This is a genomic window from Massilia sp. PWRC2 (assembly GCF_049896725.1).
Lineage (GTDB): Bacteria > Pseudomonadota > Gammaproteobacteria > Burkholderiales > Burkholderiaceae_D > JAFCUW01.
The window spans coordinates 938,790-952,244 of record NZ_JAFCUW010000001.1 but is presented as its reverse complement, the minus strand read 5'-3'; the positions used below and the strand labels follow the sequence as shown (position 1 = coordinate 952,244).

Here is a 13,455-nt window from a genome sequence, read left to right as displayed (position 1 = left end):
CGTTCCATCTGTTTACGCAGTTCGATGGTCGCTCTCTAGGAAAATTAACGTCGCCATGTTCCCTCATACAACAGTACTATCCCTCATTGAACAGTTGGAATTGTCCGGTGAGCGGGCATGGATCGGGGACGCCTCCCCGCAAGACCATGCTTTTTCTCAATGCGACTTGCACCGTCTCGCGGGATTCAGGCCATCGATCGAACATTTCGGGCGCTATGAGTCGGTCTGGGTGGTTCAGGATGTGCTTGCGCTGCAAGGCTGGCGTATTCTGCTCGATTCTTGTATCCGCATGCTGGCGGCAAATGGCACCTTGGTAGTCCGCTATTTGCAAAATCAACATATTTCCATTCCATCGTTAAAAAGCTTTTTGTTCCGAAAGTATGGAATACGCGTCAGCGTGCGTGCGGAACTGATTAACGCCGGTGAGTTTGTCACAGCATTTCAGATTAAAAAGGACGTGATTACCCGCGCAAAGGATCAATCCTGGACTTTCGGCATTTTGACGCAAGGTAAAAAGGTCGACATGGTCGAGCAATTTTGTCGCTCGGTCAGGGAATATGGCGGTTTATCTCACGAAATTTTGATTGTTGGGCCCCGAAATGCTGCCTATGACAGCTACCACCCCACGTATATTGATCACGCTTACAGCGCGTCGCTTGCAGACATCTGCGTTAAAAAAAACGATATTGTCGAGCTTGCGCGTCACGAAAACGTTTGCGTACTTCATGATCGGTACGTCCTCAGCAAGGATTTTTTCAGCGGTTTCGACACCTACGGCTACGACTTCGATTTTCTGACAATACGCCAGCACCATGTTTCCGGAAAAATCTATCCTTCATACTGTGCGATGGACGATGGCGGCGATTTGATCTGGGGGCCGATTTACGAATGTGGCAATGAAAACGAGACGTGGTCGAGGCATTACCTCAACGGCGGCCTGGTCATCGCCAAGCGGGCGCTGTTGCGTGCCATACCTTTCAATGCACTGATTTTTCATAATCAGGCTGAAGACGTGGAGCTGGCCAAGGTCCTCGCCAGCCATTCGGTTTTGCCAAGGATCAATCGTTTGTCCAGTGCGGTCACGGATGTGGCGGACCAGTTGACTGAGGCATTCGCCTTTGCCGAGCACCCGTGGGAGCAGGTACAGGCAGCGCAGGTGATGCCTGTGCCGGAGCAGGTGCCGCCAGTGGCCTCGGCGCCGATTCTGGTAGCCGATGCCAATGCAGTACCATGGCGTCGTCTGAAAGCAATTGAACGCCGGGTTCGAAATCTGCGACGCGATGGTCACAGTTGGATGGGAGTCGCAGGTTCAGCCACACGTTTCGTGCGCCGCAAGTTGCGCGTTAAGATGCGCCAAGCGGTTCCGGCCGCCAGTCAGGACGCGCTGTCCACAGCGGTCAATGTCTCCCCCATCCGCAGTCAGCCGGCTGACAAAGAAGGATGCAACTTCATTCTCTATTGCGGCGATTCCGGTGGCGGTGTGCTCAACGTCACGGTGCACTACATGCGCCGGCTTTTGCGCGAGGGGATTCCTTTCTGCGTCGTTCCGATCGATCAATCGCTCAATAACAGCGTGCTGCCCGCCGATCTCGCTGCTTACGTCGTCGCTGCGCCGGTGTATCCACGTAACTTATGGTGCATCGGTTTTCCTTTTATAAGCCATCATTTTGATCTCTTCCCCGCTTGGGTCGAAAATCGTTGGAATATTAATTTTACGCACTGGGAGTTACCTTACATACCACGTCGCCTGGCCGGAAATTTCGAGCGTCTGGACGGGTTGATGACGACGACCGAATTTGTGCGCGACGCGCTGGCGTGCTGTACGACCTTGCCGGTGCAAGTGGTCGATCCGGAAGTGCGCATTGATCCGGCCACGCTGGCGACCTTCGACCGACAATACTTTGGATTACCAGGGGATAAAAAACTGTTTCTGCTGAATTGGGAATTTACCAGTTCGACAATTCGTAAAAACCCTGCGGCTGGCATGCGGGCGTTTGAGGAGGCCTTTGCAGGAATCGAAGATCAGGTTGGTTTGGTGATGCACGTAAAGTTGGCGGCCGGAAAAGATTCTGCAACACGCGACGAGTATGCGCGCTTTTTAGGTCAAATCAGGGCGCAACATCCCGGCGTGATATTAATTGACCGCGAAAGTTTTTCTTATGCAGAAGCGCTCGGTTTGAAAAATGCGTGCGACTGCTACGTCAGCCTGCATCGGTCCGAGGGCTACGGTATGGGGTGTGCGGAGGCATTGGCGCTCGGACGATACTGCCTGATGACCGGTTGGTCAGGAAATTTGGAACTGCTTAAGACGAAAGAATGGACCGAGCGCATCGCGACGGTCGCTGTTGCATTAATTCCGGTGACGCCTGCCGATTATCCATGGGTGGAGGAGCAGGATGAAGTATTTCAGCTCTGGGCAGATCCGCGTCCCGCAGATGCAGTGAACAAAATGCGCCAAATTTATCAATTGATGAACCACAAGGAAAGAGACGGCTCCAGTGTCCTTTAAAAAAATTTTAATGGCGGTGGAGTCTGATTTTAACCTCACCCATATTGGCGTTCTTCGCGTGATTCGCTATCACTACAATAACTTGGTGGCGCGCGGACATAGTGTCACGTTGGCCACCTATAAAGAGGGCAAGTGGATAACGTGCTCCACGCTCGAAGCGGCACGCGCCATCCTCAGCGACACGAGAAAACTGCAGTTTCAAGCGCCGTACTGGCAAAGCGGCACCGCGTCGCGTGCGGGCTTGGCCGAAGTACGCCCCCATGAGGATGGCACCCCAATCCTTTGGGACGGCGAAGCAGTCGTGCCAGAACAGTTTGACGAATCAATTCTCACTTGCCCCTGGTTGTGTTCGCAGTTTGGCAAAGCAATCGCTGACAGCCGTTTTTCAGTGGGAATTGTTTACGATATGGTGCCAAATTTGTTAGCGCTAGGTATTCTGCGGATGCCACAATTCATCCATATATATCGCTTCGCGAATGAACATCATATTGGATACGACTACTTCATGCGCAACGTCGAGACTATCAGCTGCATCAGCGAAAGCACACGTCACGATTTCATCAAATTATATGGTGCGCACGGCGACGCGGAGATCGATGTTTGTATTCCGTTTGCTGATTTCGGCAGCGGTACGATACAAGACGATCCGTCGGGACAGGATGTGCTGATGATCAATGTCCTTGATCATCGTAAGAATTTTTCGACGGCAGCAAGTGCCTTGAAAGCCGCTGCTGCGGAGAAAAAACTGCATGTCGTGATCGTTGGCCGGGAACGCCTGCATAAAGACGATGTCTTGAAGTTTCTTTCTGAACTTTCCCAAGTGTGTGCAAGTGTTCGCTGGTACCGCAGCCCTGGTGATGCTCAACTGCAGGATTTGATGACGAAGGCAAAAGTGGTATTTTTCCCCTCTTTTTATGAAGGATTGGGTTTGCCGATCCTGGAAGCGCAGGCGCGCGGCGTACCTGTCATCTCATCGAATGTCTCGTCTTGTGGCGAAATTAACATGAATGACACGTTGGCGTCTGATCCGTATGATTACAAGGTATTTGCAAAAAAACTGCTCGACATATTTAGCGGTGAGGTTGCGTTCGTCAACGGCGCCGCTCTCAGAGCTTCGCAAATTTCCCATCTGAATGGGAAAAATCAGCTGTTTGTGTCAACGACCGACGACTCGATTTCATCGGGTGCCCGTAGTGCTTAAGCTCAGATCGCTAAATGCATTGCGAGGCTTTGCCGCTTTACTGGTCGCAATTGATCATATGATATTGATGTCTTCCAATTGTGCACCAGACAGTCTATTATTTTTTTTCGCCACCATACTTGGTTCTTTCGGCGTCGGTAGCTTTTTTCTGTTAAGCGGCTTTGTCATCTATCTCAGCTTGGAAAAGACTGCTTCGCTGGAATTTCTTTGGCATCGAATTTTGCGCTTATACCCCGTCATCGTGGCGGCGGTAGCAATCCGACTGATGGCACAAATCATGATGGGGTATCGTGCTTTGGATGTGGCGACGCTAAAACTATTTTTAATCAACATCAGTCTGTTTGGCAACATTTTGATTCCGGGTGAGACCAATATCGAGCCTCTTGTCTGGTCATTGGCGATCGAGGTGAAGTTTTATATCATCATGGCGATTCTGTTTGGTTTGTCGCGGGCGCCTCTGCGCGTGCCCTTGGTGCCCATGCTGTTTTTTTCTGCGGCGGGACTGGGGGTGGCCGCGCGCTTCGCGCCAATACTGTCCAGTCCGGCCACTGTCGACTGGGCGCTGGCAGTGAGTTCTCTACCGGTATTGTTTATCGGTACGGCCACCTGTTTGTATTACAAAAAAATCATTAGTTTAAATAAATTTTTCGGAATGAGTGTCATGCTGCTGCTTGCCCTCAGTTATGCGCCGATCACCGACAACCTTTCGTTTTCGAAAAATTTCACAGCCTGGATACTCGCCGCACTACTGTTTTGGTGTTGCTTGTTTTCAGCGCGGGCGCAAACCTTTCTTGATCGGCGCTGGCTGATGCTGCTTGGGACAATTTCTTATCCCTTGTATGCCATCCATACAGCGATCATTGAGATGCTCATTTATTCCAACCATGGCTCGGGCCCCAGTGCACTCTTTCTAAGAGGACTGATTTTGGCATTGTTGGCTGCCTATTGCCTCCATCGCCTCATTGAAGCACCGGTTCAGCGTTGGACGAAAAAAATGTCCATGCAAAATGTCAAAATCGGTGGGCTGCAATGATGACCACTCCCCGTAGTCGCGCTGCGGTTCGCCTGGGTTCCTGACGGAGGTGTGCATTCGGAAAACGCCGGTCAGCTGCTTTCAAGGGTCCGTGAAAGTAGCGCAGCGTGTTGGTCCCATGTGTACCAAGGCAGATTCGGTTCGCTGATTTCTCCCTTGGCATTCTTTCCCAGCCACATCTCGATGGCATCCGCGAGGGCCGTGGCATCGGCGCCATTAAAATACTGCACCTCATCGCCGCCCACCTCACGAAATACAGTCAGATCACGGGCCAGCACGGGCAGATGATGGCGGGCTGCTTCGATCAGGGGCAAGCCGAATCCTTCGCCTTCACTCGCTGCCAGCAGGCAGGCGCTGCGGAGGTAGAGTTGCTCAAGTCCGGCGTCGTCCACATGCTTCCGCCAGCTCAGGCGTTTGTCGCCCATCAAGCGATGCAGCTGTTGGAGGATTTGCGGAATGGTACGGCGCTCGGCGTTGGGCAGACTGGTCCAGCCTTCGGTCGCGACAATATTGAGCGACACGTTGACGCCGCGTTGCCATAGCAATTCGAATGCCGCCAAAGCCTGCAGATACCCTTTGCGCGGCTCGATCGTTCCCACCATGAGGAAGGCGGGCGCGCTCTTGCCGACGACATGCGCGCGCGCCGGCGTTGCGGGGCCCGTGCCATCAAAATCGGCGCCCAAGTGCAGCGAAGTGATGCGTGGCAGCGTTTGTCCGGATGCGCCGTTGCTCCCCAGCCAGTGCGCCAGCTCCGAAGCGACGGCACCGGATATGCATACCAGCTGGTCGGCGGCGGTGCCGATGGCGGTCAGCCACTCGGCGTGGACATGGGCGGCCCCTTCCGGAAAAAATTGTGGCTGTAACACCGGCAACAAGTCGTAGACTTGAAACTGCACACTGACACCACGCGCGCGCCAGTCATCGTACAAGCCTTGCTTTGCTGCCGCCGTCACCGCCACAGGTGCGTAGTCGGCACCAAACAAGATGTCGCCGGCTTGCACGTCGACCACATGGTCAGGGGCGCCGTTGGCATCAATGCCGAGCAGCGCCTGGGTCCAGGCATGGGCGTAATGGTATTGCCATCGGCCATGACTGAATTCGAGGCGGACGGGCTCGATTCGTAAACGACCATCCTGGCGTAGCAGTGCCAGTACCTGCGCGCGTACGACTCGTTCTATCCCGGTGCGCAAGTCGTTCTGGACGATCGTCGTCACATCGAGCATTAACTGACGAGCGGCATGCGGGTCCGGCAGGCGTGCCATTGCTGTTGCAGTCTGTTGCATGTCGGTGGTACCACGACCTGTTGCAGCGGCCAGAGCCGTGGTCAGCGCACCTTTTGCGGTGGGCGCTGCCTGCGACGCCGTGGCCAGGATCTGCGCATACAAGGCGGCGCAATGATCAGGTCGATGTGTAGTGGCCAGCAGTGCGCGCGCTGCCATCCCCAGATGCTGGCGATATGCTAAATCGTTGTAGAGTCGCTCCAGCGCTATGCGAATAGCTGCCGCATCCGGGATTTCATCGAGCATGCAGACCGCGTCGCGGGGCAATTCGGCCATCGACCCATTGGCGTTGACGATCGTGGCCAGGCCGTAGTTGAGACAGTCAAGCACCGCTGCCGACGTTTCGCCCCTCGAAATGCAGCGAAGCTGGACGGCGGCGTCAGCGGCACACAGATACTGGTGATAGGCGAGATCGTCGGTCCACCCGGCGATTGTAATGCGGCCGCGGGCGTTGCTGCTGACTTCGACCTGGCGAGTAACTTGCTCACCATAGGCGCCGCCGTGATTGGCGCCCACCAATATCAGGAGGCAGCGTTTGTTGGCGGCCAACGCGCTCGCTTGCCAAGCTTCGATTAACAGCAGCGTCAGCTTCGTGGGGGCGATAAAGCCGAAACTGCAGACCAGAAATACATCATCGTCGATGCCGAGCGCAAGGCGCGCGCTGGAACGCTCAAGCGGGAGCGGCGCTGCCCTTGGCAAAGGGACCACGTGCCAATGGCCTAAGGCCGCTTCACCGTACCAATCGGCAGCGAGGGCTTTGCTGTGCCTGGAATGGACGATGATCTCCGTCGCGTTTTGCAACACGGCCAGATTGCAAGGAAAGGTATCGTGGGCCAGTTCGCTGTCATGCTGTTGATCTGCCGCCAGCAAGCCCGGGTAGCCATGCGAATGGTAGAGGGCATCGGTCCATGCCCCTGGCAACGCGCCCGTCATCTGTTCGTAAGCGAGCACCCGGCTGAGGTAAAAATCATGCAGTACCACCACGCCAGGATGCGCTTCGAGCATGGCAAACATGTGGCCGTGGAAGGGGCTGTTGCCGAACTGATAAATAATATGCGGAAACTGGTCGGCGCGGTCCATGAACCACGCAACGTCACGTTGCGGCAGCTGCGCCAATGCAGACGGCAGGTGCACCTCTTTTTGATGCAGCACCAATTCAATGTCGAAATAGGGCAGCAGGGCGGGCAAGAGCTGCGCCGCATAATCGGCGATGCCACTGCGCTCTGGCGGTAGCGGTGAAACAAAGGCCAGTCGCTGCCGCCCCGGTAACGCCGCCGGTGTAGTCGCTGGCGCATGACCAAAGGTTTGTTCGAGTGCCCGCAAGCAGCGAGCTGCGGTAATGTCCCACGAAAACAGCTGCGTATGTGTGCGTCCGTGATCGCGCAATCGTGACCGAAAAGCCTGGTCCGACAAGGCACGCGCCATTGCTGCGGCCATGGCCGCAGGATCGCTGGCGTCGAACAGCGCCTCGGCCAAACCGATCGCCTCCGGAATGCTGCTGTTGTCGGCGCCGATGACCGCGGCGCCACAGGCCATCGCTTCGAGCGCTGGCAAACCGAAACCCTCATGCAGTGAAGGGAATACAAAGAGGGTGCACGTGCGATAGAGTTCGGCAAGCAGTTGATCGTCGACATAGCCGCTCAGTACAAGCGTGCTGGAAGGCAATCCGACCTTTGTCGCGTAGTGCTGCAAGCCACTTCGGGTGCTGTTGTCCATCCCGCTGGCGATGAGCAACTGGTGGTTGTTCTGTAGCGTCGCCGGCAACAGCGCGAAAGCGTCAATCAAACCATGCAGATTTTTGCGCGCGTCAGTGCCGCCTGGCGCATACATTACGAAGGGCCGCTCGAGGCCCAGACGCCGCAGTTGCGCTTCGTCAGCTTGCGGTCCGGCGCAAAAGCGCGTATCCACCGCAGCGGAAATGGCCACCACCTTGCCGTCGGGCAGCTCCAAGGCACCGAGTGCTTCCGTCATGGCGTGGTCAGAAATGGCTAGCAGCAGACCGGCGCGCCGCAGCGAGTCGATCTTGCGTGCGTAATACTGCTTTTGTATGGGCGTGCCGAGATAGCTGTCCGGGTGAAGCAAAGGAATCAGGTCGTAAAGCACCACGGCTGTGCGCCCGCCCGGAATAAAGTTGCCGACCGAGACGACGGCATCGTCGACGAATCCTTCGAACAGACTGGTGACCAGTACCGCATCGGGTTCCAGTTGGGCTATGAAAAATTCGCGCAGCAGTTCGGCACTGCGACAACGGGCCTCATTTTCAGCAGCCATTTCTGCAACCGGCAGCGGAGTATCAAAGACGCGCATGCGATCACGTGCAACCCATGTGGAAAATGCATTCTGTAGAGCCAACAAATCGCCGAACCCGCCATTCATCACCAGCCAGATTTCATGTTCGCCGGGGTTGCGCGCGATGGCTTGTGCCAGCGCCAGTGAGTAACGGCCTATACCGCGAAAGCGGCTGGCTGACTGGGCGCCTTGCAGGTCGATCACAATTCTCATGGCGCATCCGTGTTACGTGTGGCATTGTTTAGTGCGCGCAGCATCCGGATGGTGCGCGGCGACAGCTCGGCGTCGTCTTTGAGACGATTTGACAGACGCGAATGGGATGACAGCGCTGCACGGTACATCATGCCTTGCACGCGAGTTCGCAAGGATGGAAATGTCGCCAGCAGTGTCTTGGCAGCATACTTGAGCTGCGGCCGGCGCAGCACGGCGCGACCCACTCGTACGGCGCCTGCGATCAGCGCGCGTCGCAGCACGGTGGTGGCGGCGCTCATAGCTCCCTTTCCGTGCACCATTGAGGCGGCGGCGCGGCGGCGCGCGTGCTGGCCGATTCAATTCTGGTCATCATCTCGATCATTCCTGTCTAATTCAGTGTGAGTGTACACAACTGATAATTCCAGCGCGATGTGCCGGCGGCAGCCTGGTACATCGTGCAACTGGCCGGGTCAAGCTTAAAGCCATATTGCCCTACCAGTTCGCTTGCGCGCTTTACGGTGGCGCGGTTTTCGTCGGCTGCGCTCTGCAGTTGAGCGGCGCTGCGCGGCGCTGCTGGGTCGGCCCGATCGGCCTGCATCATTGCAAACAGGGGGCCAGTGCGAGCGCGCGCCATTTGCTTGACCTTGGCGACAAAGGCAGCCGATTCCGGGAACCCCGAGCCGATGGCGACGAACGCCAACGTGGCAGGAAAGCGTGTTACCAGCCAGCCCAGCGGCGGGTCGCCGTGCACGGTGAGCACCATGCTTTCGCGTGGATCGGCAAGCACCGGAACGGCTGCAGTAAATGCATCGCGCGTCCACCCCGCGTGGCCCCATGAGGCGCGCGGAATGCCGGCGATGACGCATAGCGAAATAATGACAATGGCAATGCGGCTCGACCAGGGCGAAGGCAGCACGTGTGCGGCGATCAGCCACACCGCCAAGGGCGCCAGTAATTCAATGGGCACCAGGTAGCGGTAGATGCTGAACAAACTTAGCCACACCAGGTAGGAAGCGGCCACGAAGGTCAGCAGCAAGCGCTGGCGCTGGCGCAGCGCCAGCGCTGCAGCATCATCATTGCTGTGTGCGTCGATGATGAAAATCGCCCTTGCAGCGAATGCGAGCATACCTACGTAGAGCACGGGCCAAATCCACAGGCGCAATTGCAATTCGCCGACCCGACGGGGATTGAGCGCGAAGATGAAAGGCCAAAAGATGCGCTCGGACCAGTTTTTGGGGAGCCAACCCGTGTCGCCGACGCCGATGGGCGCGGCCAAAGGTGCCAGAAAATGGTTGTTAAACTGCGGGAATAATGGATTGCCGAAGGTGTGGTACATCAAGGCAAACCAGTGTCCAGCGCTGATGGCGATGCCGGCGAGGACCCCCACGCCGAATGCGAATGCCAGTTTCGTTCGCATTGCTAACGATCCGGACAGCATGAAAAGTCCCAGGCACAGCGCCACCGCATAAGTGGCATTGGTCAGCTTGAGTCCACAGCCCAGGCCCATGATCAAACCGGAACCCATGACAATGTACAGCACAGCGCTGGCGCCAGCGTAGAGTTGCTGCCAATTGTGCAGCAGCAACCATACAGCGCCCAGCACGAATAGTGACGTCATATTGTCGCCCATGCTGTTGCCGATTTGCGCCAAAAATCCGGGGCTAAGCATCGCAGCGAGCGACAAAAACATTGTCGCACCGAAACGATGGGGCGCCGTCATGGCAGGCAGCACTTGTCGGCAGATGCCGAAGACAAGCAGAAAGTTCAAGCCGTGCAGTATCCCCATGAGCAATCCGGCCACCGGGGCTGGCAACGAGGTGCTCAATCCGTAGTACACCAGGTCCAGCGTCGGATTGAAATAGCTTTGCCACTGGGCAGGCGCTAGGTCGAAACCAATTTTGCCGTTTAAAAAAGCAAACGCGTTATACAAGTGGTAATTTTTTAAGTCCCAGTTGTCGTCTTGGCCCAGACCTAAAGACAGCAGGCCGAGCATCAGAGGAACTAGAAAATACGCCAGGCGCGTGATGACCTTGGAATTCGGCACAGCACTGATCAGGGCAAAAGAACGGGCACTCTGTGGAAGCATGGCCATGGAATTCTCAGGAAGAGCGGCGAAAGACCAAATATTTCGCGCTGATGAAATTGACCGCCATGGCGCTTAATGAGCCAGCAGCAACGGAAATGAAGGGCAGCAGGGGTATGTCGGGTAATGCGATCACCACTACACTGTAAATGACGTAATTGACGGCGCCGCCCAGCAGCATGGCCGAGAGATAGCGCCACCACTCTTGCCATACAGACAGTTTTTTACTTGGCGCGAACGTGTAACGACGATTAAATTGCCAGGTCGTCCAGACTGCGCAGATGAACGATATGGCACGGCCACTAAACCAGTCCAGGCCCAGCGCCAGCGCCCCATACAGCACCCCGACGTCAACCGCCAGGCCAAGCACACCGGCAAGGACAAAGCGCAGCAGCTCGACCCGCAATGGCATGTCCCTGCCGCAACGATCCGTTTGCTCAGCCACGGCGCGCCGACGGCGCTGCTACCGTCAGGTAGGCGAGGCGTTTTTGTTCAATGCGGCCCTTGGTCACGGTATCGAGTACCAGACCGCACGAGAGCAAGATAGTGCCGAACAGCGCCAGCGCCGTGCAAAGTATCGCGGTCGGTTGGCGCGGAACCAGGCCCGTGGTCAGGTAAGTTTGTACCAAGGGAACTGCCAGCAGCAAGGCCAGCAGCATGCAGGCAACCGCCCCGATCGAAAAAAACAGCAGTGGGCGTTCTGCCTTGAACAGACGCACGATCATGCGCAGGATGCGCCAGCCGTCGCGGTAGGTGTCAAGCTTGCTTAGCGAACCCTCAGGGCGGGACTTGTAGCGGGTCGCCACTTCCGCCACCGGCATGCGTAGTTCGAGCGCATGCACTGTCAGCTCGGTTTCCGTTTCAAACCCCGCCGAATGGGCCGGAAACGACTTCACGTAGCGTCGGGAAAACACCCTGTAGCCCGACAGCATGTCGGTAAACGTATGGCCAAACAGGGCGGCCACACAGCCTGTGAGCATCTGATTGCCGAAGCGGTGACCAAAACGGTAAGCCGCCTGTTCGTCCGTCACTCTGGTACCGACCAACATGTCGAGACCTTCCTCGACCAGTCGCGCGGCCAACTGGGGTGCCACGCTGGCGTCGTAGGTGTCATCGCCGTCGACCATAATGTAAATATCAGCTTCGACATCGGCAAACATACGACGGATCACCTCGCCTTTGCCCTGCAACGGTACCGCGCGAACGATGGCGCCGGCGGCGCGCGCCAGTGATGCGGTGTTGTCGCTTGAATTGTTATCGAATACATAGACTTCGGCCTGCGGCAGGTATTTGTTGAAGTCGTCAATGATGGTAGCAACGGTCAATGCTTCGTTATAGCAAGGAAGCAGAATGGCTATCCGCTGTCCCGCCAGTAAGGAGGCCGCGAGCGGTACCAGTCCGGAGGAGGCCTCGAAAGTATGCATTGGAGTGGATGGTGGAATTTATGATCAACAGTGATTATAACTGCCACCTCAGGTCACAGAAGTAATCCTCTGACTACACTGCGGGCACGACACCTCGTACACATAACGCGGATCGAGCTGCTGCCTCGGCGTGACCACCGCGCGGCAGGCAAAACACTGCACCGTCACGCTCGGCTGCAACTCGGGGGTGAGGGCGGTGCGGTAATCGAAGACGAAGCAGTCGCCCGTGTAATGGGCACCGCCGACTTCCTCGAAGTACTTGAGGATGCCACCTTCGAGCTGGTAGACGCTGTCGTAGCCAATTTTTTGCATGTGGATGGCGGCTTTCTCGCAACGGATGCCGCCCGTGCAAAAAGTGACGACGGTCTTGTCGGCGAGCGCCTCGCGGTTCGCTGCAATCACTTGCGGGAATTCGGTAAATTTTTCGATGCGGTAATCGATGGTGTTGTCGAAGGTGCCTACATCGACCTCGAAGGCATTGCGGGTATCGACCATCACCACCGGTTTGCCGGCGTCGTCATGGCCCTGGTCGAGCCAGCGCTTCAAGTCGCGCGGGCTGACCGCTGGCGCGCGGCCCAGTTCCGGCTGGATCAGCGGCATGCGCATGGTGATGATTTCTTTCTTGATCTTCACCAGCATGCGCTTGTGCGACTGCTCGGCCGAATAACTTTCCTTTACTTCCAGGTCGGCAAAGCGGGCGTCGCTGCGCACCCAGGCCAAAAACTGGTCGATATGCGTGCGGGTGCCCGACAAGAACAGATTGATGCCCTCGGGCGTCAATAAAATCGTGCCCTTTAAACCCAGTGCCGCGCAAATCTCCTGGTACTGGGGGCGAAGCGCCTCGAGACCTTCGAAGGTGATGAATTTGTAGGCAGCGATGTTGACAAAACTGGTAGTGCTCTCTTGCATGATGGCGGTGACGATGGATGATTGCGGGTGGCCGCCATTATAAACCGCCAGCGTCGACGCTTCGGCCCCATCGATGGCCGGCGTCAGACGAAAAAAAGGCAAGATCGTCGATCTTGCCCTTTGTTGCCGTACGAACCAGGAATTACTTGGCGGCTGGCGCTGCCATCGCGTCCTTGGTCTCGGCTTTGGCTTCTGCCTTGGCTTTCTTGGCGTGGGCTTTGGTTTTTGCCTTGGCAACCTTGGCGTCCGCTTTTACATCGGCAGTTGCCTCTTTGGCATCCGCTTTGGCTTCCACACCGGCCGCTTTGGTTTTGGCGGTAGCAACCTTGGCATCGGCTTTCATTTCCGTTTTCACCGCTTTGGCATCGGCTTTGACGGCGGGAGCGGCGCTCTGGGCGAAAGCGCTGGTGGCGGCGAGGGTGACGAGCAGTGCGGCGAGTACGTTTTTCATGGTAGGTCCCTGAAGTGTTGTGGTTGATGCTGCCTATCCTTAACGTGAGGTAATTCATGCCGGTTGACACGATTACATCTGCTT

Annotated in this window: 10 protein-coding genes; 3 read left to right on the top strand and 7 right to left on the bottom strand. The window is 56.5% G+C overall.

Annotated features, from left to right (window positions below):
• The first annotated feature begins 55 nt into the window (after nucleotides 1–55).
• The 3 genes from ACP7BZ_RS04215 to ACP7BZ_RS04205 are packed head-to-tail and all read left to right on the top strand — an operon-like array spanning nucleotide 56 to nucleotide 4,743.
• A complete protein-coding gene (locus ACP7BZ_RS04215) occupies nucleotides 56–2,509 on the top strand; it encodes a hypothetical protein (RefSeq protein ID WP_426110385.1) in 2,454 nt (817 codons plus the stop codon).
• Nucleotides 2,499–3,710 (top strand): glycosyltransferase, encoded by a 1,212-nt coding sequence (locus ACP7BZ_RS04210; RefSeq protein WP_426110384.1) that lies wholly within the window; start codon nucleotides 2,499–2,501, stop codon nucleotides 3,708–3,710. The genes ACP7BZ_RS04215 and ACP7BZ_RS04210 overlap by 11 nt, the downstream gene beginning before the upstream one ends.
• Entirely contained in the window at nucleotides 3,703–4,743 is a 1,041-nt protein-coding gene (locus ACP7BZ_RS04205) for an acyltransferase family protein (RefSeq protein WP_426110383.1), read from the top strand. Before ACP7BZ_RS04210 ends, ACP7BZ_RS04205 begins: the two co-directional genes overlap by 8 nt.
• A gap of 71 nt (nucleotides 4,744–4,814) precedes the next feature.
• On the opposite strand, the gene ACP7BZ_RS04200 is transcribed toward ACP7BZ_RS04205, so the two are convergent.
• From ACP7BZ_RS04200 to ACP7BZ_RS04170, 7 genes are all read right to left on the bottom strand, one after another.
• Entirely contained in the window at nucleotides 4,815–8,525 is a 3,711-nt protein-coding gene (locus tag ACP7BZ_RS04200) for a glycosyltransferase (RefSeq protein WP_426110382.1), read from the bottom strand.
• On the bottom strand, nucleotides 8,522–8,803 hold the full coding sequence (locus ACP7BZ_RS04195; RefSeq protein WP_426110381.1) for a hypothetical protein: 282 nt from the start codon (nucleotides 8,801–8,803) through the stop codon (nucleotides 8,522–8,524). Before ACP7BZ_RS04195 ends, ACP7BZ_RS04200 begins: the two co-directional genes overlap by 4 nt.
• Nucleotides 8,804–8,892: 89 nt before the next feature.
• The gene (locus tag ACP7BZ_RS04190; RefSeq protein ID WP_426110380.1) at nucleotides 8,893–10,596 is read right to left on the bottom strand and encodes a hypothetical protein; all 1,704 of its coding nucleotides are present in this window, start codon (nucleotides 10,594–10,596) and stop codon (nucleotides 8,893–8,895) included.
• A 7-nt stretch (nucleotides 10,597–10,603) separates the two neighbouring features.
• Entirely contained in the window at nucleotides 10,604–10,999 is a 396-nt protein-coding gene (locus tag ACP7BZ_RS04185) for a GtrA family protein (RefSeq protein ID WP_426110379.1), read from the bottom strand.
• 25 nt (nucleotides 11,000–11,024) lie between these two features.
• A complete protein-coding gene (locus ACP7BZ_RS04180) occupies nucleotides 11,025–12,011 on the bottom strand; it encodes a glycosyltransferase family 2 protein (RefSeq protein WP_426110378.1) in 987 nt (328 codons plus the stop codon).
• Between the two features lie 48 nt (nucleotides 12,012–12,059).
• Entirely contained in the window at nucleotides 12,060–12,920 is an 861-nt protein-coding gene (locus tag ACP7BZ_RS04175; protein WP_426110543.1) for a sulfurtransferase, read from the bottom strand.
• Between the two features lie 142 nt (nucleotides 12,921–13,062).
• The gene (locus ACP7BZ_RS04170; RefSeq protein ID WP_426110377.1) at nucleotides 13,063–13,371 is read right to left on the bottom strand and encodes a hypothetical protein; all 309 of its coding nucleotides are present in this window, start codon (nucleotides 13,369–13,371) and stop codon (nucleotides 13,063–13,065) included.
• Nucleotides 13,372–13,455: the final 84 nt, after the last annotated feature.

Coding starts and splice junctions, on each gene's coding strand:
- ACP7BZ_RS04175 (WP_426110543.1), bottom strand. CDS start 12,920: ATGCAAGAGAGCACTACCAGTTTTGTCAACATCGCTGCCTACAAATTC.
- ACP7BZ_RS04195 (WP_426110381.1), bottom strand. CDS start 8,803: ATGAGCGCCGCCACCACCGTGCTGCGACGCGCGCTGATCGCAGGCGCC.
- ACP7BZ_RS04180 (WP_426110378.1), bottom strand. CDS start 12,011: ATGCATACTTTCGAGGCCTCCTCCGGACTGGTACCGCTCGCGGCCTCC.
- ACP7BZ_RS04215 (WP_426110385.1), top strand. CDS start 56: ATGTTCCCTCATACAACAGTACTATCCCTCATTGAACAGTTGGAATTG.
- ACP7BZ_RS04200 (WP_426110382.1), bottom strand. CDS start 8,525: ATGAGAATTGTGATCGACCTGCAAGGCGCCCAGTCAGCCAGCCGCTTT.
- ACP7BZ_RS04190 (WP_426110380.1), bottom strand. CDS start 10,596: ATGGCCATGCTTCCACAGAGTGCCCGTTCTTTTGCCCTGATCAGTGCT.
- ACP7BZ_RS04170 (WP_426110377.1), bottom strand. CDS start 13,371: ATGAAAAACGTACTCGCCGCACTGCTCGTCACCCTCGCCGCCACCAGC.
- ACP7BZ_RS04185 (WP_426110379.1), bottom strand. CDS start 10,999: ATGCCATTGCGGGTCGAGCTGCTGCGCTTTGTCCTTGCCGGTGTGCTT.